We start from the raw sequence: 23,938 nt of genomic DNA, 5'->3' as shown, positions 1-23,938 counted from the left end.
GACTAATTAGAAATTTCGTTTATTGCTGCTTGAAATTCTTCCCAGTTTATAAAACCGTCTCCATCCTTATCGTAACCTTATATTAATTTTGAGCTTACCACAACACTAATAAAACCAATAATCTCTACTTCTTTTAAGAGGTTTATAATTTCAGGTTTTGAGAGTTTTCTATCTCCATTTTCATCGAAAAAAAGAAAAGCTTCTTCTGTAGTACTAAAATGATTAGTTATTAGTATTTTACTATTCTTTAATATTTCGTCTTCAGCTGATATTCTTTATGTTTTAAGAAGTCCCTAATTTACAAAAAAAAAGAGCTACAAAATTAATTGTAGCTCTTTTAGTTTATGCTCTGTATTTGTTATTCCAACATCTAAGATTTCATTTATTTGACCTGCAATAAAATTGTACCACCACATTCAATTATCTTTAAATTACCTATATTAAATGTAAATTATCAATAGTCTGTAGGCGTTCTATTTTAATTGCGGGTTTGTTGTCCTTTCTAGAATATTTAGAAATTTTATTAATTAAAAAATGTAAACTATCATCGCTTTGCCCAGCTATAAAAGGTAGACCTATTCTGTTTAAATGTAGTTATTATGAAACAACCTGAATTTACGTTATCGTTATTTCTTTTTTAACCTTTTCATGGTTTCTTTACCTGCCCTGCAATAAAGGTATCATCACCAACTTGTATTGGAAATAAATTGCCTATTTCGTATGAAAAATCAGAGATATAATCAACTTTCTTAAATTTCAACTTTCCTTCTTCATTAATAAAGACTTGATCTATAAAATAGATTCCTGTATCACTTTGCCCTGACATATAGGTTTTCCCCTCTTTATTAAACGAAAATATACGTTGATAATGATTTTTCCAATTTCGATTATAGATTGGTTTCTCTGAAAGGGTTCCATCTGATAAAAATTCCCAAATTTTTGTTTCAGTACTGTCTTTCAATTGTCCTAAAACAAGATCTTTATCTTTAATTTTTAAAACTACCAATGAAGAGAGTTCATAATTTATTAATTGTTTAACCGTTTTAGATTCTTTAGAAAAACAATAGATAAAAATAGCACTACCACCTTCTTTTAAACCTATAAGATAACCATCTGAATGATTATTAAAAAGATGATCACTTGCTCCTGCTAAATGAGTGTAAAAATCATTCAATTTAATGTCTGCTAATGAGTAGACACCTAACTTTCCATCTTCTGTAACCGCTCGTAAAGTAATCGTATTATCTTTTTTCGATAAACAATGGAGGAGGACAATGCTCTCATCAATTTGGTCTACAAAAATTGAACTAGCTTGATCCCTCCAATCGTGATCTTCAAATGTAATTTCTCCTAAAGATCCATCTTTATTTATTTTTTGTATAAAGAAGTAATCTCCAGACTCACTTTGACCTGTAATATAGCTCTTATTTTGAATAGAAAAACTCACTAATTGTGGGTAGTAATGTTCCAGTATAGAAACATCATATTGTTTTTGATAATCAGTAAGTGTTTGAAAAGGAGAATTAGTCCCTAACTTCCCTTGGCTTGTTATTTTTGAAAACAAAAAAGTATTCTGCAACCCATTTAGTAGTAATCGCCTATTTCTGTTTATAATTTTTAAATGAACGTCTTTTTTTATTCTTTTCACTCTCTGTTTTAGATCTTTTACACTATCTATATTGCTCGTTCCAATGCCATTAACTTGGCCTGCTATAAATACTTTATCACCAACAACTATTGGCAATAGGTTTCCAATTCCAAAAGGTGGGTTTTTAATTTGTTGAATACTTTTAGTTACGATTTTTATATTCTTAATAAAAAACTCAGAAATAAAAAACACATGTTTGTTTTCACTTTGGCCTCCTATATAAGTTTTGCCATTTTTAGTATATGAAAATAAATTAGGATAATAATAATCCCAAGTTTCCTTGTATAAAGTTTTCTTTGAAAAAGAATCTCCTAAAATTGTCCATATTCTTACTTTTAAATCTATTTTAGATTGGACTAGAACGTAAAATTTTTCTTTTATGTTAAATACAGCTAAAGAATGGCTCCCTTCTTTATTTAAACTCATCATATCTTCAACACCAAAGTAATGTGTAAGTATTATACCTTGATAATTTTCGTTTTTACGCAAGCCAATAGATCTGAATTCTGAAAATTCTAAATCATGAATAAATTTAAGTTGTGAATAGGAATAGTGGTAGAGTATGTGAAAATCACCATGTAGTTTTCCATCAATAATAACTTTATAGCATACCGTATTGTCTTTTTTTGATGAGAAATAAAGTATATCATATTTATATAATGTAGATAGAGTGTTTTTAAGATGTTTAGGCTTAAAAGCAAGAAGAACTTTGTCAAGATCCCAATTTTTATCTTGAAAGGTTCTTTTTCCTAGCTGTCCGTTGACTGTTATTTTTTGGATAAAAAGTTCCTTCCCATCCAAACTTTGCCCAGCTATGAATGTGGTCTCTCCAATCGAAACACTAACCAATTTAGAGTAGTGGTTATTCAATTTTATTACCGCAGAAACATCATACTGCTGCTCTGCAATTTGTGCTATGGTATTATCTAAAGATAAATCGACATTACCATCTTCTTTTATTTCATAGCTAAGAAAGGTATTGAATACTTCGTTTGAGTTAGAAAAGAAATTTTTAATATTTATGTCTTTGTAACCTTTAAATAACTGACTAGCCTGCCCAGCAATATATGTATCATCATCAATATGTATTGGAAATAAGTTGTCCATTTTTAAATACCAGTCATAGGAATTAATTATTGTTTCGAACTTCAATTCACCTAAATTGTTATTAAAAACTCTGTGTGTAATGTACCAACCATTATCACTTTGTCCTGTTATATAGGTTTTATCTTCATTATTAAAAGAAATTAAATTAGAGTAATAATTACCCCACTCTACCTCAAGTACTGGTTCTTTTGAAAAAAAGTTATCGGAATTGTTTAATACCTCCCATACTTTTACATTTAAATCTTTTTTTGATTGGACTAAAACATACTGTTTCTCTTCTATATTTAATGCTGTTACTGTGTGTATGCCAGCTTCTAAACGCTTTTTACGTTTTTCAGAAGAGTGATCTGGTTTTTCAGAATCATCTATAATTAAAATATAAGGTGATTTTTCATCTAAGTGATATCCTATCAATAAATCACTTTCAGAATAAGGATTATAAAGAATATCTAGTTCTGAAAAACGTTCTTTGGAAACAGATTCAATATAAGGGTATATTGTTCCATCACTGGTAATAGAAAATTTCTTAACTTCATTATCATTTTTAGATAAAAAGTAGATATAAACAGGACTATCCGTATTATTGTTAGGCGTAGCCGCTAATAAATGATAATTTTTCTCTTTCCAATCTTTAACTTCAGCAGTTTTTTCTCCTAATACTCCATTGGCAAATATTCTCTGGATAAAAAAATAATTACTATCCTCACTTTGACCAGAGATGTAGTTTTTAGCACCTATAGAAAAACTTACTAATTTTGGATAATACTCTTTTAATATTAAAGCATTATTTCTTTGTCTAGATGATGGGTTTGTTAAAGAACAAATTTTATTTTGGTTATCTATTTTTGAAATAAAAAAATTGTTATGGATACCTTCCAAAAGTAAGTCTAGTTTTTTCTGTCTCGTATTTTCATTTCTTACTCTTTCTTTACATACTCTTTTTTCTAGTGCTTCTTTTGTTGATTTTTCAATGTTTTTAGCAAGCGTTTTTTGTTTATTACGGATTTCTATTATTGAATCTTTTCTTATCTTTTTACTATTCTTTATCTTTTCATGCCTTGTTTTTGAGGCCTTCTCATGGGCTATTTTAGTTTTTTGGACTCCAATTAAATGTTCAACCCACTCTATGTGTTCTTCAAACCATGAAAACAAATTCTTACCTAAACTCTCTATTTCACTTTCGCAATCTGCTATAGCTTTTTCACACAACTCTATTGCATTGTCACAAAAGGCAATAATATTTTCAACACCCTTAGTAGCGAATTTATATGTATGCTCTGCTATACTAATGGCTGCTGTAGCATCTTTTTCTATTTCTTTTTTTGTATTGGAATAAGTTTTTGTTATGACTTTTTCAGTTTCTTCAAATGTTTCTTCAACAGCTTTCTCAAATTCCTCAAATTCCTTTTTTAGACCATCAAACTCTTTCGTTACTTCATCTCTAATTTTATGTTCAATTTCCTTTTTTAGTTTTACAAGAGTAGTAGGTATCTTTCCTGTTAACCTTATTTCAGCACTTAATCCAACACCATTTATAAGAAAGGAAGCTTCCAGATTTAAACTAATTTTTTCATTGATGATAGAAAAAGAAACTTTTAAGTTGATATCAATTTCTAATTCAATAAATAAATTTATTGACATATCATATTTAAAACTAGCCCCTCCACTTAATGTACTATTACTTAAGAGCTCTAAACCTAGATGAGCTCCTAAAAAACGTCCTTTTAAACTTAATTTTTCGTTGCTTATTATTATTGTCCCTGTAATAATTTCATATTCAAGAATTAACCATTTTACTTTCGCTATTTTTTGTTCAAGATTAGACTGGTCTATTAACAAATCTAAGCTACCTCCAAAAAATTCTCCATGAATATGAAGCATGTCATTATTTAAAGAAATAGAGCCTCCTAGTATTGTTTTTCCTAGAAAACTAACATCTGCACTACCCGATACATTAAAATTGGTTTTTCCTTTAGTTTGTATAACACCAACTTCCCCTTCTAATTTGTACGTAAGTATTTTGGCTAACGCTCCATCAAATTTAAATTTGGTTATAAACCCATTGTTTGTAGCTACCAAACCAAATAGAGCTCCCATGCTTAATAATGAGCCAATTTCAAACTTACCCTGTAAAAAAAGCAGCGCACCATCTTTAGTATTTGGCAAAGCGACTAAACCACTTAAATCATTTATTTTTGCAGGGAAATTACTTGGAATTAGTTTTGGATCTCCATTATTCTTTGCCTCATTAATCTCTTTTACAGAGAGCAACAACCATTGACCTTCTATTTTAAAAAAATCTAAAAAGCTATAAGATTCACTACCTATTCTATATTCAATAGGGATCATAGCTACTAAATCATTAACACTAGTTTGTTTAATGAAATTAAGCCCTTTGGCTATTGGTTTCCATGCACTAATGCTTTTCTCTTTTGCTACTGTTTTATACTCAACACCAAGTTTTTTACCACCAAGGTATTCTGGTAGTTGAATATAATTTGATCCTACAGAAAGTTTTAGATCATTTTTGTTCGTTGTTGGTTTACCTGTTTCATCTATAGGTGTTACATCTATGGGTGTTATATCTATTAGGGTAGTATTATCTGTTAAATATTCAGTAAAATTCATTGTTTTACTAAACAAATCCACAAAATCTATTTTAGGTTTAGGAAACCTAAAATTACTTTCAAGTTTTAGGCCTAAAATATTACTGTAAGAAAACCTAATATGGTCATAAAATACAGGGACAGGAATAGGAAACTCCTCAGGAATTACAAGAAATAGTTTCTTCAATTCAATTGTGGTAAGTAGTTCAGTACTTTTAGGAGCCGATATTAGACCAGATGCATTAATGGCTTTTGTTCCAAAAATGTCGATTAAATTAAACATATGAACTGTTGCATCAATATCTACCGATGCAGATGTAATAGCCGAAATTTGACCAATTTCAAAACTTCTAAGTGTAATACCATATATACTTGGCCCTGCTAAGAATAACATTTTAACATCTTCTCTAAGTAAGTCAATACCTCCAGTAATAGAGCCAGTAGGCGATACACTTAAATCTATTTTAATGTCTTTTGGAATTTTAACTTGTAAATATTCCTGAAACTCTGTAGGGAAATTATTAAGGAACCCATTTAAGGTTTTTTTAATACTATCTTCTCCCGAGAGTACATCATCTTTTATAGGATCTAAACCTAACGTATTTATTATTGATTTTACCTCTTTTTTCTCAAATAGCTCTGTAGTTATTTTATTAACTTCAGTAAAATTAAACTCTCTATCTTTGCCTTCCCTTTTTGGTTCTAATAGCTTAAACCCCTTTATAGGTACTTTTTCAGGAACTAATTCTGATAAATTACCTAGTTCAATCTCTTGTAAAATAGTTTTTAAAAACCCTAAAGGAATTGCAAGGTCTTTTGTGATATTAAATAATCCACTTATAGAAAACCCTGAAGTACCTGTTCCTTTAGAAAAAGTAAAGTTCGAAATTTTTATCTCACCATAATCACCTTTTTTACCAAATTTTATATCCCAACAGTCTTTGTTCTTAACTTTTGAATTAGTGATGTTTACTACGCTATTTTTGACTAAATTTAAGTTAAAAGGATTGCCAATTAACATTCCAGATATTCCTGCTGTACTTGCATTTATTTTAATACCAAATTTTTCGGTTCCTGTTTTATCTTCAGTTCCTTTTCTAGTTAAAAGCAACTCGGGAACTCCTAAACTATCTAGGTATTTATTTAATCCTTCGGGTAAGCTTAAATATATATCAGTTTCTATTCCTTTAAGTGCCCCTAAAGTTATTTTGGTGTTTTTTATATCTATTATTAATTTACCCAGATCTATATTCTTTTCTTTTAAAGATTTTAGACTTCCTAAATTCACTTCTTTATCTTTAAGCAAATCTATGATGCCTAACTGTAAACCTTTTGTGTTAGCTCCTAAGAAAAATTTGGCTTCATGATCTTTAATAAAACTCAAAAAATCAGGGACATCTTCCTTTACTTTAAGGCTTCCAAAAAGTCTTATACCATAACTTTTAGTTTTATCCTTTTCAAATACAAAATTATAAATTGTACAAACAAATGTTATATGTTCGTTACTGGGTAATGGAATTTTTAGTTCTGGTAATTGAGGGCTTCTTTTACTAAGAACAAACTGAATATGTGGCTGTATATCTGCTTTTTTGCTTCCTGAAATTTCAGTATGTCTTACAGTAAAAGACATTTTCAGCAAACCTTTAACCGAAATATCTAAATTAACGCCTAGGTCTTTGAGTTGCTCTAGGTTTAAGTTAAAATTAGCCGCTTCCATTTCAAATTGAAATGTAAAATCGTCTCCTTTTTTTATAAAAGTAAAAACAAGGTCTTTAAAACCTATTGTAAATGTTTTTGCAATTGTTATTCCCTTATCATCAAATACTATAAATGTATCCAGTCCATTTTTTGCATATTTTAAAACTGCTGCAACAACATCTAACTCTCCTGTTGCGGTTGTTAATTTTTTGCTTAGAGTCGTAATTAAAGTATCAATAACCTTAAGTCCATGTGTAGGTGTCGCCCTTAAAATAACTTCGTAGTCTTTTTGTTTTTTTGAAGTGTAATCAAATGTTACTTCTACATCCGAACAAGAAATACTATAGGTTTTAGATTCTAAATAGTTTAGGATCATTTTTTTGTTTTTTAAGGTTTAAAAAAATACGATACGTAATAGCGCTATTTTTTTGTAAAGCTGCCACCGCTATTTGATACTAAATTGTTTTTAGGGTAGGCAAAGCAGTATTATTAAGTTTCTCTAGAGCGGTATATGGTATGGCTAGTAGATATACTAAAATATTTTTATGGTTATTTTCTCCTATTATTCGCTTTAAAAAAATGGGCAAATGCGCTGTTGGTATTTCTAATTTTTGTATAATTTCTATATTTAATTGTAAAAAATCTGACACTTGTTTTATAAAATAGTCTACTAGCGCTTTAAAGATTTTTATCATTTTTTTTATAAAAGCTACAAAAGTTTCTACTACATAATCTAGCAATGCTCCTAATTGTAATTTACCTTTTTGTAAGAACTGTTCTTTAAAATTTTCTACGCCAGTTTCTATAGCATCTATATCTATTAGGTTACTAATAATATCTTCTATATCTGTTAATACGTTTTCTCGTAAATGCCCTTTAAATAATAAATTCGCCATTTTTTGCCAATCCTTAGCTAATGCGTTATTATCTTCTGTAAAGGTTGCAATCACTTTATCTATTTCTTGTTTTACTATTTTTGTAAAACTGTGGTGATTAGCATCTGTTGTGTTATTACTCTTCTTATTTTCTTGTTTATCTTCTGGTGTGGTTTCTTTAAGTTTTGGAGCTGTTTTTTTATCTGCTATAGCTTGTGCTTTTAGAGTTTCTTTTGGTTCATAGGTTTCTTCACTATATAAATGGTCTCTGTTTTTGGACGTTGACACCTTGTCTTTTACACTAAAAGTGACACCACTGTCTTTCAATTTTTCTAATTGGTGCAACAATTGACGCATTTGATGGTAGATTTTTTTAGCTAAATCTCCTGCAGTATCAATTACACCTTTAAAACTATACACTATTTGTTCTAAAATGTGTTTTAACACATCTAGTATGCCATTAAATTCATTACTATCTAACGTTAACCAACTTGTTATGTGCTTTTTTGCATTTTTAAGTTGTTCGCTTAGGTTTACACCTTTAAAAGATATGGTGCCAATATACTCTAGAAAAGCAATGATTTTGTCTTTAATAAAAGTGAGTATCTCTTTTGTTTTGTAAAGATTAAAGGTGGTAGTTTCTGTATATAAATTTTCTAAATCTTGTAGTACACTATCTAAAGTAATGGCACCAAAACTAAAGCCTTTTGGTATTTTTATGTTTTTAAGTTCTTGCTCTATGTCTGGTGCATTTTCTTTAAGTGCTGCAAAATATGCTGTAGTATCTTCTACTGTTTCTTCTATTTTATGTACCGTGTCTGTAACATTTACAACACTGTTTAACGTGTTTTTTATGGCTTCTTTTTGGTTCTCTGTTATACCTGGCAGGTGCTTAATTAACTCAAATACTCTTGTTTGTAGTGCTGTTAAGTTTTGTTTTAATGTTTTACTGGTATCACTTAATATGGTTTCTGCAAAGGTAAACCAGTTTTCTACTTCTTTTTCTAACCATTGTAAGCTTGAGCTGTTTTTTATAAGTGCATTTAGCACCACTAAAATTGCGTCTTTAATACTATGCAATAATTCTATAATTGGTGTAACACTGTACTCATCTAGGTTTTTATAATTAGTATAAATACTATAAAGGTCTATTTTAACATCTGCTATGTCTTTATAAAAAGAAGTGTTTTTAAGTTCTGTAACAACACCATTACTTGCTGTATTTATTTGGTTAAAAATAAAATCTATAAGCGCTGTGGCTTTTTCTTCTTTTTTAGTTATGGCAGTACTTATATCAACTAACAACTCCTCCGTTTTAGGGTTATTATCCAAAACGTCTTTCCAAAAATGTTCTGGGAATTCTAAAGCTTCTTTTAATTCCATTTTTTTTAGTTTTGGTTGGTTGACATTTATAATGTTTTATAAAAATTGACCGTTAATTGATTTTGAGAGACTTTTACTTTTCTTTAAATGCGATTCTAAAAGAGTCATTTAATTCTATGTTTGTGTATTCTAAGTTGGCTGGTTTTGGTAGAATCATTTTTTCTAATTCTTGTTTTAATAATTTGACTGTAGTATCTGGACTATCACTATCACTTTTACTTTTTTTTACTGTTTCTTTAAAATTATATATTCTGTTCGACTCATTTATACTTAATACCGCAGAGTTCGTAGACAAAAACAAATCTAATCCTGCCTTACCCACAAAAGTCACTGGTCTTTTGATGATTTCTTTTATATTTTTTCCGTAACTATTAATTCCATTTTTTTCAATTTCATTAAGCCTAGTCTTTATCAAAGAAATAGCGTCTTCTTTTGACTTAAATTTTTCTTTAAATGATTCTACGTTCAGTTCCACACAGTCTTTTATTTTGTCAATATCTTTAATTAAATATGAACAAACACTTTTTATAAAAATATCAGTAAACACTTTCATTGCATTTCCCCGTTTGGAACACATTTCAACGTGAAAATTATCTTGATTAACGGCTATATTATTTTCTTCTTGATATATTTCTATGTTAAAAATTTCATACAAAGGCCAAGTCTTCTTAAATGAAATATCACTTAATGTATGAGACCTATTACGAGTGGTATTGTGAGTAATTAAAAAATCTAAAGTAACAATTCTATGTTCATTAACACTAGTTTTTATCTCTGTATCAAGCGATATAGAAACACCACTTTTTCTATAAATAAGCTCAGTTACAGTTTTAACTTCATTAAGTATTTGAAGTTCATTTAGATCACTAATAGTTTCTAATAACAAATTATCAGAAGATTGATTAACCATTTCTGAACCACTGCTATGTGCAACATCAGATTGATGATCATCAGGAGAAGTTCTATTTCTCTGTAGTAATTTAGAGTAATAAAATTTCATCCCTCTTCCTACACCATAAGAGGCACTCCCTATTTTCTCCCAGGGCAAATCAAAAATATTATCTATAATACCATTTCCTATTGCACTTGTAATAAATCCTATTGAAACCAAATTACGAGTAAAAATATCCCGATAATTCGCGACTTCATCTTTATATCTAGGCGTAATGCTAAATGATTTTTCAAGCACTTGCACATCTAGTTCACTTTTTCCAGATACTTTACAAGTATATACTTGATCTATTCCTACAAGAGTATCATCGTCATACTTATACTCTACTTGAAACATTGATAACAATATTCTATCTTGCTCAACATTAATTAATAATTTACTATCAGATATTTTACCTTTATTATCTTCAGGTTTTTTTGTTATAAAATCAGAAGATTTTAAAATAAGTTCTTTTTTGTTTTTATAAGAATAAGCACCGTTTTTATCAAATTGTAAAATACTAGCTTTACTGCCTTTATACTTGAAGTTTTTAATTAATTCTGGCATCACCATTTTCTCTGCAAATACACTACGCTCTATTACCAAAGCAGAAGTTGCTCCTTTTGGTATTGAATTAATATCTACATAACCTATATCATTGTTTTGGTTATTATTAATCATACAGCAAAACGAAAAAATGCAGTTTTCAGTACCTAAAGCTTTATGAACATTTCGTCTTACCGAAAAGGTTTGTGTTGTAGTTGTCATCCAAGGCGTTGCAACACTAAATTTATTTAACCCTGCAAATAATTTATAATATTTATCATAGTGTCTGTCTGTTATATCTGTTGCAACAGTTGTATTATTATGATTAAATAAGTTTTGTAAAACATTTGTAAATGCTACAATAACAAAAGGAGTTAAAGTTCCAGCACTTATTAAAGTACTATCCATAACAACATCTGTAGCAGTTGTAGTCAATATATTATTACCTGTGCGGTTTAACCAATTAATATCTATAATAATTTTCACTTTTAAACCAGTAAAAGAATCTGCACCATATTTGCCATCTAAACCCATTACTGAATGTAAATATGGATAATCACTTTCTGGTAGAATTTCAAAACTTTTAACTACCAATTCCACTGCCTTAGTGTTAGCTACATCATTAAAACTGATATTTTGTATTAAGCTTTTAAAATTAGGATTATTATTTATATCACTTAAACTTGTATTTAATTTATCTGTTTTAATATTATAAATATAATCCCAACCGTTTGTTTTTATAGCCATATTAGAAGATGTAAAATTACTTGTTAATTTAGTTCTTAATTACCATCATTAAGATTTGTATTAAAAAATTCTACTCCAGCTTTATCGGTTAGAATTTCTCTCCAATCTGTACCATCACTTTGTATTGCAAATTGTCTTTGGGCAGGTATTACTACAACTTTTCTATTTGCATCAGTTTCTATTGCTCGTTTATCTAATCTTATATAAGCGTCAGAATTGCTAAAATGAACGCCTAGTCCATTTTCTTCGTATGGAATTGGAAAATTACTAAAACCAGGTTGTGAATTAATTATATAAAAAGAATATATACGTCCTTTACAAGAACTAGCTGCTGGTAAAGTAAACAAGTCAAAAGGTTGTTGAAGCCAGTTACCTTCTACTATAAGCGTATGATGAGATGCATCAAGTTGATACACTGTCCCTGCATAAGGCGTTGTATCAATATTACCAATATTAATAAGAAAAGTAGGCACCTCTTTCCCTTGATGGCGCCATCCATCACTCTCTTTTGCATAAATACCTTTATATTCATCTGTTTGGAATACTAATGTACCGTTAGCTGCGGTAGTCATTGCATTTTTTTGCGCTTCTGTAACATTGGTTATTCCACCACCAGAACTAGGTGTTTCCCAAGCAACGTTTCCAGCAGTTGTTGTTAATACTTGTCCGTTTGTTGTACTTGCTTTCACTTTTAATGGTGTAGCAACTGTACCGTTACCTTCTAAGGTAGTATTGTCTGTTGTTACTGTGGTTGCACCACTATTTAAACTAGTCCAAGCACTACCATTGTAAACATAAAAACCTGCTGTTGCATCTGTTTGGTACACCATTAAACCTGTTGCAGGAGCACTAATAGCTGTACGGTTAGCTTCTAACATACGTGGTACTAACATACCTTGTGTTGTAGAGGTAACATCTAAGGCGGCAGAGGCATCTGGTGAATTTGTATTTACACCAACACTTTGTGCTTGTAGGCTTAATGCTAAAATAAATAGGGCTATACTTAGTAGTTGTTTTTTCATCTTTATGGTATTAATTGTTTATTAGTAAATTGTTATAGAATTGGTTTTAACTTCTTATTAAAAAAAGGATCTTTTTTGTTATTTGTTGTCCATTATTAAATTGTGTTTTAATAATGTAAACTTGGTTTGCGTGTTGGTTTAGATTAATAGTAAAAGTATTTTTGTTTATAGTATTAAAATTATACACTTGCTTACCTGTTATTGTGTACACGTTAATTTGCTTTATCTCTAAACTAGATTTTACATTTAATTGGTTATTAGTTTTATAAAGGCTAAACGTTTGGTTTGCATCTAAACTTGTTACGCTAAGTGTATTTGCTGTATCTGCTGTGTACTTACCAAAACTATTTACACCTGTAAGTGTTATGGTATTATTTGCAGCATCTAGTGTACTTGTAAATTGCGTCCAGGTAGTTCCTCCATTGGTACTTTCCCATATAAATAATCCAGATTCTGTATTAGCATTAAGCTCTGTTTCTAAATAATTAAACGTAAGCGTGGCATTTAAACCTGTATTATTGGTTGGAGTAATGGTATAATTACGTTTTATACTTTGGTCTTGTACTGTTTCTATATTATGCGCTCTTGTAATGGTGGTTATCCCTAAATTACTGCTAGAGGTAATACTTGCGCCTAAATTACCTGGATTGCTGTTTGTTGGTGCATTTAAAGTTGACGTTGCTACAATATTACCAGTTGCGCCAGAAACATAGTTTGTTTCGTTTTCGTTTTGTAACTGTCCTGTAGTTCCTAAATTCACGTTGCTATTATTTAATTCTACACCTCCAGATTGTAAATTTAAAGTGCCAGAAACTGCTATATTACTATCTAATTGTAAAGCATTACTGCTTTTATTTACAGTAAGATTGTTTAGTGTATTTGTACCTGTACCAGATACTGTTGTATTTGCTGTTGCTTGGTTTCCTTTAAATTGTAATGTGCCATTGGCGTCTGTTAACGTGCCATTATTAACCAATTTTGCATTATCTAAAGTTAGCGTACTTGCTCCTGTTGTGGTTATAAATGCACCAGAACCAATATTTAACTCGCTTTGTGCATAGGACAGGCTAGATATTAGGATTAAGGATAATATTGCTATTTTTTGTTTTTTATTCATAACTTTAATTTTTTGAAAAAATATTTTTTTTTTAAAAATAAACATTTGGAGTACCTAGTAATTTTGCGACTATTTTATTAAGCTGCTTTTTTAATAAATCCTCTCAATTTTATTTCCATTTCTAGAGGAGAGAGAGATCTAAGGCTAGAATGTAATCTTTCGTTATTATACCAATACAATTATAAGCCAAAACACGTTTTATAGCAACACCTAACAGCAAAACTCAGGGTTCTCCCTTAGTGAAAAAAGCCTGTTTTTATTAAAATCAGGGTTAACCCTTATAGCGTTTTCACTGCAATTGAATATTTTTATTTTATGAAAATAGAAAACCTCGAAACTAAAAAAATTTAGTTTCGAGGCTTTTTTAAAGTATAAGAAATAGTTTTTATTTCATTAATAAATCATCTTTTAATACTGGTATAATTTCGACAAAGTGATTATTAATTTTTAATTTAAAAATTAAATGCGCTTTTAAAACAAAATCATTATTTGTGTTTTTTGCAACAATTCTATAAGTTCCTGCTTTTAACACCGAAGCACTATTTTTAAGCACATTATCGTTATTAAAAACAGACGCAATTATAAAAACTGATTTAGTTGTTGTTTCTACTATATTAGAATCTAACAGTATAGGCTCTTTAGTAACAATCTTAAACATTAACGTTTTAGATATTTTACTATGCTCGAGACCTGGCATTACATTATAGATTTCTGCCCTTTCTATAGTTTGCTTTTTAGAAGCACAACCAAACACATTCATTATTAAAAAAAAGATATAAAACTTTCTCATTAATTAATAATAATTTTCTTAGAAATTTGAGTGTTGTTAATTTCAAATACTACTAAATATGCTCCAGCGCTTAATGCGTTTGTATTTAATTTATTTCTTGTTTTTGTAACATTACCTTCGCTCACTTTACCACCAATATAGTTATATATTGAATAGTTTAATTGATCTGAGTTATTTGGTAATTGTACAAAAACATCTTTTGTATTACCAGAAGGCACAGGATATACTTTAAAACCATCTGCTAAAACAGCTTCTTCTGTACTTAATGTACTAGATAAAGTACTAATATCTATAGACCAGAAACCTCTACCAAAAGTAGCTGCGTATAATTTATCTTGAGTATAGTTAATAGACATATCTGTTACTGTAACGTTTGGTAAAACTGCTCCATTTAATTTAGTCCACATTGTAGTTGCTGTCCCTACTTTATAGTATACACCAACTTCTGTTGCAACAAATAATATTTCATCATTAGTCCCTAAACCTGTAACTTTATTTAATACTTTTTTCATTACTACATTTGGTAAATTATATGTAATATTTGACCAAGTAGCACCATTATCTGTAGATCTAAATACTTTATTAGCAGCATCGTAACCTCCTAATGTTGCATAGGTATTACCTGCTGTTGCACTGTTTACTGAAATAGAGTTAAAGTTTGTAGAAACTCCTGTTGGTTGCGCTATTGTTTGCCCATTAGAGGTATTACCTAATGCAAAATCAAAATCAAAATGTTTTTGTCCATTTGCACCAATAACAGCTAATCTAGAACCATGTACATCAAAATCTACTGTTGCTCCAAGACCGCCTGCATTCGGTTCAAATCCAAAACTTTGACCAGAAGTATAAGAAACAGCTAAATTAGTATATCCTGCAAAAACCCAAGAACTATTTGTATCATGAGGCATCGCTTTACACACAAAAGGTGCATTGTTATTTGCAGGTATTACAGACGTTTGATCATTTGAACTGGCTTGATACGCCGTTGTTGTTCTATAAAGAGCTCCTCTAGTTCCACCTATCATTCTAATTAAAGGATTAGAAGGAACAATAGCAGCTGCAGTTCCATCTCCAGCTTGTACAGCAACCCATTGTCCACCTTGCGTATTTGGGCTTTTAGACATCCCGTCGTTATCTTGTAAACCTAATAGTGCATCTGAAAAACTTGTATTAGAAGGTACAATTGCAGAATGGTAAATTTGACCTATTTGTAAATCGCTAGTTTTATCGTCTACAACAGCTACACCAGAACCTGCATCATAATTAGTCATATCTATTTCATGTATACCACCATCATGTGTTAACCACCATTTAGATCCAGAACTATGTGCTACATAGTGATGATCTGGATGCACATAAGTTTCTCCACTAGTTGTAGAATTATAAGCATCTAACTTCATAGCCCAATTAGTACCACCATCTTTAGTGTACCATCCATTAACACCTAAAACAAACATTCTATTAGCATCTGTATTGCTTACAGAGAAAGCAATATTATAAGTCCCTTGAGGGCTGTAAGTGGATAATGTAGTACCAACTTGAGTTGCAGAAATTGCTGCAGCTGCGTTTAAAATTTCAGTAGTTGTAAGCTTATATACTTTTGCACCATCTTTTTTAGCTGCAAGAAAATATACGTCTCCAGTACTTTCTGTTTGATTAAAACGTAATACTATATTACCTGATCCTTCATTATTATTATAGATTTCAGTAAAGTTAGCACCATCATCTGTAGATCTATATATTTTACCAAAAATATCAGATACTAATAAGAAATCGTCAGTATATAAAACATCGTTAACATACCATCCTGGAGACGATACATTTGAAGATGTTGCCCAACCATCTGAAGTATAATAAAGATTACTACCAGCTGCTCCTTGTTCAACAAAAGCCATTTTACTATTGTCGTTAGGTTTCATTCCTAAATTGGTAATATAAGTAACTTGTGTTGGATCTAAAACTAGAATTGTTGTACTCCAAGTATCTCCATTATCTGTAGATTTAATTACACCAATAGATTTACTACGTCCAGCACTAGAATCTCTATCTCCAGTTAATGCATAAATATCGCCATTACTAGCAACTTTAATATCTACAATACCAATTCTTGCCAAAAAATCTGTTTTTGGAGACCATGCTGGGTTAGCTACTGTAATATCGTTAGTTTTCCAAATACCACCATTAGATGTACCTGCTAAAGCTTGCGTACCAGATAATGTTTTAATAACATTAACCAATCCTTGCCCAGGATATGCTACATAACCATGTGCTAAAGGTGTTGTTGTTGGCCCAACTTGTTCCCAAGTTAATGCTGAACTTTTTTGACTATTAGCATTTTGATTTTTAAGTGACGTATTTACATTAGCACTTAATTTAGTATTAGGCTTTAATGTTGTTAAAATATCATCACCAGAAGTTTGTGTAAAAGAACCATCTGGAGCAATTCTATCTTGCCAAAAATATTGCCATCTTCCAAATTGCTTTAATGCTTTTTCTGCATTCTTCTTTTCTACAGCTGTAACTGCATTTTTTTCGTTTTCTTCTAAAATAGGTTTAACGGCATTAGTAATAGTATGAAAATTACTATTTGGTTGTGACATCTCAAACTTGTAGTTTGGAACGTCTTTGTTTTGAGCGAAACTTACTGTTATAAAAAACAGAGTTACTAATTGTAAAATTTTTTTCATGAATTTTGTAGTTTTTTTTATTTTAATTATTTAATAAGAACATATACACTTTAATATTGATGCACTTTTCAGGTCTTTCACACAATAGTATCAAAAAGAATTATCAATTCAATAAAAATGTGGTGAACGACAGGATTATGTTACAAACGACATGGTTTTGGCATTTTTAGACCGTTTATTATAATGATTAATAAAAACACAGACACTTTAATATTGATGTGCTTTAAATTAATCAATACAATTATAAGACAATACACATTGTATAGCAACGCTTTACACCAAAGCTCAGGGTTATCCCTGAGGTATTACACTCTGTTTTTAGTAAAAATCAGGGTTAACCCTTGGTTTCTTTTACAACATTTGATTATTTTTTTTATACATTGAGCTCATGAAAATAAAATTAAAAAATGGCTGTTTTATTAAAAGATATCTCTATTCTATACTTCTACCCATTTTATTATTTAGTATGATTATAGGTTGTAATACAACCGACGAAATAAAAATACCAGAAGAGTTTGCTTTACTAGAAAAAAGAGAAAATTTTAAGGACTCACTTTATGAAATCACTTTTTCTAAAGCCTACAAAAAATATTTAGATAAAAAAGAATACCCTATTGTTGCAAAATTGTTAATGGTAAAAGGAAATGCTTTAGATTATTACCTAAAGTATGATTCTATTTACTTAAAACAATCTGTTAACTTTATTACTAAACATAATACTGTAATAAGTGAGAACCAAAACATGGAAATCAGGTACTTTATTGGGTCGCAATACGATTTTGAAAGCAATGTAACGGAAAGCAAAAAATGGTTATTAAACGCTATTACTTATAGTAAAAACCCGGAACAAGAAACTATGGTTGGGTTTTCTCACTTAATACTAGCGTCCTTATATAGACAAACTAGTAAATTAGATAGTTCACAACTTCATGCTTTTAAAGCATTAAAAGTCTTTGAAATAACCAAAGACACTACAAATATTAGTACGATACAATATAATCTTTTTAGAATATCGTCAAGTATAAACGATACTGCTTCTGCTACAAAAGCATTAGACGAGATGATACGGTATGGAAAAGCCGTAAAAGACACAGTAAATATTTGTTTAGCTTTTACTAGCCATGCGAATAATGCTATAAATACAGATACTACTTACCAAAACGTTAATAAATATAGTGATAGTCTAGATCACTATATAAAACATTGGAGTGACCCTGTACCGACTTACTTATTTAAAAACTCCTTAATAAAAGCTAATATCTATCTGCATAATAAAGATATTACCAATGCGGAAAAAGAAGCCATAAAGGCAGATTCATTAATAAATCCTTCCAGTTATTTTGCAAATTATCAAATGGATAATTTGAAATTAAATTTAGAGTATGCAAAAAACGGAAGTTATAACAAAGAGCGTTTTACAAAAATGCTCACAGCATCTAAAAAATATGAAGATTATTCTAGAGCAGTAGGTTTACTTGCAGACATGGTTGCTTCAAAAGAAAAAGCTAAGGATTACAGCAGTGCCTTTTTTTATTTAAAAGACCATAACAGCATGCGTGATTCTTTATGGAATAATGATTTGAAATCAAAAATATATGAATTCGAAAAAAAGTATCAAACAGCAAAGAAAGAACAAAAAATTATAGAACAAAAAAACACGCTTTTACAGAGAAATAGTATTATTGGTTTTCTTGGGTTTAGTATATTGGCAGCTGGATTAGGGTTTATGGTATACGCCAATCAAAGAAAAAAATTGAGGCTAAAAAAAGAATATGAATTGCAAGAAGATTACACGAAACAACTTTTACAAAACACAGAGCATGAACGTAGTCGTATTGCAGGAGATTTACATGATAGTGTAAACCATAAATTACTACAACTAAGCAGTAAAGCAAAGCAAGGAGAACTTGTAACTTTCGATGAGTTTACTACAGTTATAGAACAGGTTCGTAATATTAGTCATAATTTACATCCAGCAATGTTTGAAAAAGTTGGTTTAGAAAAAAGTATTGATGAGTTAGCTCGCAACCTTATGGATACTACACCTTTGCAAATAACCACACAATTATCTTACATTAAAGTATTAAGCACACAGCAAGAATTACAAATTTATCGTATTGTTGAAGAAGCGTTAAATAATATTATTAAGCACAGTAAGGCTAGCCATGCGCTTATTAAAATAGTGAGTACAGAATCTAAATTAGAAGTAAAAATTAAAGATAATGGCGAAGGTTTTGATACTAACAAACTAAAGGATAATAAAAACAGTTTTGGGCTTATGAATATCGAGCAACGCTCAAAAACAATAAAAGGAATATTTAATATTATTTCTTCCAAAAAAGGAACCGAGTTAGGTTTAACCATAAAAACATAAATAATGCCTAAAACTATTATTATTGCAGACGATCATCCTATAACAGCAAAAGGCATGGAAACCATTTTAAAAGGTCTTGGCTTTAATGTTATTGGCCTGTATACAAATGGCTTGCATGCTTTTAATAACATTTGTTTACATAAACCAGACTATGCTTTATTAGATATGCAAATGCCTGGCATGTGCGGTTTAGATATTGTTAAAAATATTCGTGCCAAAAATTTAAAAACAAAAATTATTATCTATACCATGTTTACAGATATAAGCGTATTTAAACAAGCTATGGAATTAAACGTTAATGGTTATTTATTAAAAGAATTTGCAATAGATGACTTAAAAGAATGTTTAAATGAAATTGAAAAAGGTAACAACTGGTATAACCCAAAATTAGAAGAAAAACTTAATAATAGAAAAGCTGAATTCTCCCCAGAATTGTACTGTAAATTAACAACTAAAGAACGCTCTATAGTTAACTGCATAGCTAATAATATGTCGTCAAAAGAAATTGCTTTAGAACAGTTTATTACCGAAAAAACCGTAGAAAGCCATCGTAGAAATATAAAAAACAAACTTGAACTGACTAAAAAAAACAATGCGCTTTTAGTTTGGGCAATAGAAAACAAAGGGTTCTTTTCTTTAATGGATTAGTTTTTTTCACTAGATAGAAGTTTTACCACTACTCTACCCTACTTTTATTATGAACGGTAAATCGTTATTTTATTTATGATTTACAGCAATAAAAAAAGCATACTAAAACCAAGTTAGTTTATAATATTAGTAGTCTCAAAAAAATGTAATGACCAATATAATTATGTTTCAAACGGCATAGTTTTTACCATTATAGACCTCTTATTATAATGATAAATAAAAATACTTTAATATTGATGCGCTTTTAATTAATAAACAGAATACTTAGTATTTCAACGCTTGATACTAAAAATCAGGGTTATCCCTTAGGTGTTAAACGCTGTTTTTACCAAAAATCAGGGTTAACACTTATGTCTTTAATTTGTATAATTTGATACTTTTATCAACAAAATTATACATGCATAAATATGTTATTTATTTAGTATTCGTTTTTCTTATTAATGCAATAAGCACTCAAAAAGTAATAGCGCAATCAGGCTCTTTATTTGAAATGTCTTATTTTGAAGATGTAAATTCTTCTCATTCTTTTAGGTCTGTACAAGAGAGAATATTTACACCTTCAAAAGAAAAGTTTATTAATTTAGGGATTACTAAAAGTACACTTTGGGTAAAAATTAATTTAAATCACAAAATATTAGACCCAGAAACTGTTATAGAAATTAAAACACCATTAAAGGATACCATAACGCTTTTATATACCTTAAAAAACAATAAAATAGTACAAGAGTCTTTGGGTGTTATGTTTCCATATTCTAAAAATAAATTTAACCACTACTTACCTACTTTTAATATCCCTTTAAATGATTTAGCAACTCCTGTTGTATACCTTAAAGTTACAAGTAGATTTTCTTTATTTGTACCTGTTACTATTAAAAGCAAAGAGCAATTTTATAAAGAACGTGTAAATTCTTATTTAATAAGCGGTTTACTTATTGGAGGTTTATTGTTAATGGGAATATATAACTTGTTTTTATATTTTAGTACTAGAGACTTTAGTTACCTTTTATATGTATTGGCTTTGTTTTCTGCCATTTTATCTCAAGGGTATATTTTTGGAATTTTAATTCCTTATTTAAGCCCAGAATCACCAGAATTCTCATTTCGATTCCCTGTTATTATTATGTCTCTTACAGGCATTTTTAGTGCATTGTTTGCCATTCGCTTTTTAAGTATAAAAAAGACCAGTATTTTTTTCTACTACCTATTATTATTCGCAATTACAATTCTACTATTTAATATTGCCTTAGAGTTCATGAAGTTTGACTATATATCTAGAAAAATAAATATTCTTGCGATCATTGGAACTTCTACAATTATTTTTTCTTCAGCGCTATATAGTCTGATTAAAGGAAATAAAATAGCACTTTATTTTACTATCGCTTGGACTTTTTATCTTTTCGGGATGGTTGTTTTTGCCCTTAAAACAGTTGGGATTTTACCTCATAATGGCTTTACTGATCATTTTATGCACTTTGGTACTTTTTTGGAGGTCATATTATTATCCTTTGCATTAGGACACAAATATTCTTTAGTAGGAATAGAAAAAAATCGTTTAGAAAATCAAACCAGAGCAGAACTAGAGGAATTAGTTACCATTCAAACTGCAGAATTAGAAGCTTCACTAAGCGAAAAAGAGGTATTACTAAAAGAAATTCACCATCGTGTTAAAAACAACTTACAAATAGTAATTAGCTTATTAGATTTACAAGTAGCTTCTATAACAGACAGCAAAAATAAAGAGATACTTGCGCAAAGTAAATCGCGTGTGTACTCTATGTCCTTAATACACCAAAAACTATATCAGTCTGATAATTTGGCTAGAATAAATGTAAAAAGTTACATAGAGGAATTGTTTACCTATATACGAGACAGCTATTACCCAGGCGATACGAAAATTGAATATCAGTTATTGATAGACAACAAAGACATGCCTATAAATAAAGCTGTTCCTTTAGGATTAATTGTAAATGAATTACTAGCAAATAGCTTTAAATATGGGTTAAAAACTAATGTCAATAATATAATTAAAATTGCTATAAGTCAGAAAGAAAAAAACTGGGTGTTAATAGTAGCAGATTCAGGTATTGGTTTTGACCATAACACACAAAAACAAGATGTTAAAAAATATTTAGGATTATTTTTAGTTAAATCATTAACGAAACAATTACGTGGAACGATTACACGTTACTTTGATGCAAAATTATTTGTTACAGAATTAATAATACCCATAGAAGAATATAAAGATTAAAAGATGAAGAATAAAGAAATATTAATTGTCGAAGATGAGCTTATTATTGCTGAAAATTTACGGTTTATTCTAAATAAATATGGTTATAACTGTGTGGATGTAGCAGGTGATGTTGAAGAAGCGAAGCAACTGTTTACAATAAAAACGTACGACTTGGTATTAATGGATATTAATTTAGGTGGCAATAGTGCTTTGGATGGTATAGACCTAATAAAACACTTGCTCCAAAAATATGATTTTATCTATATCTATATCACTGCAAATGCTGATGAAAAAACAATAGAAAAAGCTAAAACAACGCAGCCTTCTAGCTATATAGTAAAACCTTTTATTACTACTACAATTTATGCAAATGTTGCAATGGCCTTAAATTCTATAAATGATAAAGCTTGTTTTACTTATACAAATAAAGGTATGCAAGATCATATATTACTTTCTAAAATTAAGTACGTTGAAGCAGATGGTAATTATATTAATATCTATCCCTTTAGCGAAAAAATACATTTTGTTAGAAAATCTTTAGCTGAATTTTTAGAACTCTATACAACTATTTTTATTAGAATCCACAAATCTGTAATAATTAACAAACATACTATACAAGGCTATAATAGCCAATATGTAAGAGTAAATAATAAAAACCTCCCATTAGGAAGAACCTATAAGGAGAATTTCTTAGAACAAATTAAAGATGTCACTTTTCTTGATTAATCTAACATCTTTATCTAATTGATTATGTAGTAAATAGATGTGATTTATGGTTTCTTTTCTTTAGCAGCAGGAAAGAGTACAGAATTCAAAATAAGTCCGTAACCTGGAGCTGTTGGAAGTCTAATTCTGTTTCAGGACCACCAACTTTATGTTTCTATAGTTAACCTTTTATTGTTTTTTAAAGAATAAATACTCTCTATAAACCATATACTGAAAAATAATATAAAATAATGAGTTAAAAACCCATATATCTATATAAGGGTTTTCTAATAATACTAAATCTAAGTTTCCTGATAAAAATATTGAATTACTACAGCATAAATACAAAATTAAACCAATTGAAAAATTAAAATAATTGTGTTCTACATCTAGATTTTTAAAAATAAACAATAGCGCATACGCCACTAAAATGAAAGATGTTGAACTAATTTCATAAATATTAAAACTCCAAAACAATTGAGGATTTGAATAATATGTCCATATTAAAATTATTATTTGTACAATAAAAATTAAAACAATTAACTGCTTCATTCCTTTTTCTTTAAACAACTTATAAAATAAGCTACTTAAAAAGGCAAATTGAAAAATAAAGTAAAAATGAGAAATAAAAAAATTTAAATTAGGATGTAAAAAGCCTATTATATGACAAGCAATTTCTATTATTGACAATGCTATCAAATATGCCAAAAACATTTTATACACTTTCTTCCTAACATCACTATTGGTTGCAAACAAAATGGTATTGAACAATAAAAAAAACAATCCAAGTAAACTAATAATAAAAACGAATAAAAAATCCATAA

12 protein-coding genes and 1 pseudogene are annotated in these 23,938 nt (G+C 29.4%); 4 read left to right on the top strand and 9 right to left on the bottom strand.

Annotated features, from left to right (window positions below):
- Nucleotides 1-2 precede the first annotated feature (2 nt).
- The 8 genes and pseudogenes from RH82_RS18740 to RH82_RS02405 all read right to left on the bottom strand — a co-directional run.
- Nucleotides 3-74 (bottom strand): annotated as a pseudogene (locus RH82_RS18740) (EF-hand domain-containing protein); the annotation flags it as partial.
- A 572-nt stretch (nucleotides 75-646) separates the two neighbouring features.
- The gene (locus RH82_RS02435) at nucleotides 647-7,435 is read right to left on the bottom strand and encodes a hypothetical protein (RefSeq protein ID WP_034057779.1); all 6,789 of its coding nucleotides are present in this window, start codon (nucleotides 7,433-7,435) and stop codon (nucleotides 647-649) included.
- A 79-nt stretch (nucleotides 7,436-7,514) separates the two neighbouring features.
- The gene (locus RH82_RS02430; RefSeq protein WP_034057778.1) at nucleotides 7,515-9,317 is read right to left on the bottom strand and encodes a hypothetical protein; all 1,803 of its coding nucleotides are present in this window, start codon (nucleotides 9,315-9,317) and stop codon (nucleotides 7,515-7,517) included.
- 73 nt (nucleotides 9,318-9,390) lie between these two features.
- Nucleotides 9,391-11,541 carry a hypothetical protein gene (locus RH82_RS02425; RefSeq protein ID WP_034057775.1) on the bottom strand — a complete coding sequence of 717 codons (2,151 nt, stop codon included), beginning with the start codon at nucleotides 11,539-11,541 and terminating at the stop codon, nucleotides 9,391-9,393.
- 35 nt (nucleotides 11,542-11,576) lie between these two features.
- On the bottom strand, nucleotides 11,577-12,563 hold the full coding sequence (locus tag RH82_RS02420; RefSeq protein ID WP_034057774.1) for a hypothetical protein: 987 nt from the start codon (nucleotides 12,561-12,563) through the stop codon (nucleotides 11,577-11,579).
- Nucleotides 12,564-12,609: 46 nt separating this feature from the next.
- Nucleotides 12,610-13,680, bottom strand: coding sequence for a T9SS sorting signal type C domain-containing protein (locus RH82_RS02415; RefSeq protein ID WP_162182442.1), 1,071 nt, complete (start codon nucleotides 13,678-13,680; stop codon nucleotides 12,610-12,612).
- Between the two features lie 385 nt (nucleotides 13,681-14,065).
- Nucleotides 14,066-14,470, bottom strand: a complete 405-nt coding sequence (locus tag RH82_RS02410; protein WP_156112395.1) for a hypothetical protein — start codon at nucleotides 14,468-14,470, stop codon at nucleotides 14,066-14,068.
- The gene (locus RH82_RS02405) at nucleotides 14,470-17,157 is read right to left on the bottom strand and encodes a T9SS type A sorting domain-containing protein (protein WP_034057769.1); all 2,688 of its coding nucleotides are present in this window, start codon (nucleotides 17,155-17,157) and stop codon (nucleotides 14,470-14,472) included. Before RH82_RS02405 ends, RH82_RS02410 begins: the two co-directional genes overlap by 1 nt.
- A 388-nt stretch (nucleotides 17,158-17,545) precedes the next feature.
- Between RH82_RS02405 and RH82_RS02400 the strand changes: the two genes are divergently transcribed.
- The 4 genes from RH82_RS02400 (at nucleotide 17,546) to RH82_RS02385 (ending at nucleotide 23,135) form a co-directional block, all read left to right on the top strand.
- Nucleotides 17,546-19,531: a sensor histidine kinase gene (locus RH82_RS02400; protein WP_034057767.1), complete on the top strand. Its 1,986-nt coding sequence runs from the start codon at nucleotides 17,546-17,548 to the stop codon at nucleotides 19,529-19,531.
- A 3-nt stretch (nucleotides 19,532-19,534) separates the two neighbouring features.
- Complete coding sequence (locus tag RH82_RS02395; RefSeq protein ID WP_034057765.1) at nucleotides 19,535-20,179, top strand: DNA-binding response regulator; 645 nt, start codon at nucleotides 19,535-19,537, stop codon at nucleotides 20,177-20,179.
- Nucleotides 20,180-20,576: 397 nt separating this feature from the next.
- Complete coding sequence (locus tag RH82_RS02390; RefSeq protein ID WP_034057764.1) at nucleotides 20,577-22,427, top strand: 7TM diverse intracellular signaling domain-containing protein; 1,851 nt, start codon at nucleotides 20,577-20,579, stop codon at nucleotides 22,425-22,427.
- 3 nt (nucleotides 22,428-22,430) lie between these two features.
- Nucleotides 22,431-23,135 (top strand): response regulator transcription factor, encoded by a 705-nt coding sequence (locus RH82_RS02385; protein ID WP_034057762.1) that lies wholly within the window; start codon nucleotides 22,431-22,433, stop codon nucleotides 23,133-23,135.
- Nucleotides 23,136-23,303: 168 nt separating this feature from the next.
- On the opposite strand, the gene RH82_RS02380 is transcribed toward RH82_RS02385, so the two are convergent.
- Nucleotides 23,304-23,936, bottom strand: a complete 633-nt coding sequence (locus RH82_RS02380; protein ID WP_156112394.1) for a hypothetical protein — start codon at nucleotides 23,934-23,936, stop codon at nucleotides 23,304-23,306.
- Between the last annotated feature and the right edge of the window lie 2 nt (nucleotides 23,937-23,938).

It is taken from the genome of Lacinutrix jangbogonensis (assembly GCF_000797445.1).
In the GTDB taxonomy this organism is placed as follows: Bacteria; Bacteroidota; Bacteroidia; order Flavobacteriales; family Flavobacteriaceae; genus Lacinutrix; species Lacinutrix jangbogonensis.
This window is presented reverse-complemented; position numbering and strand designations above follow the sequence as displayed.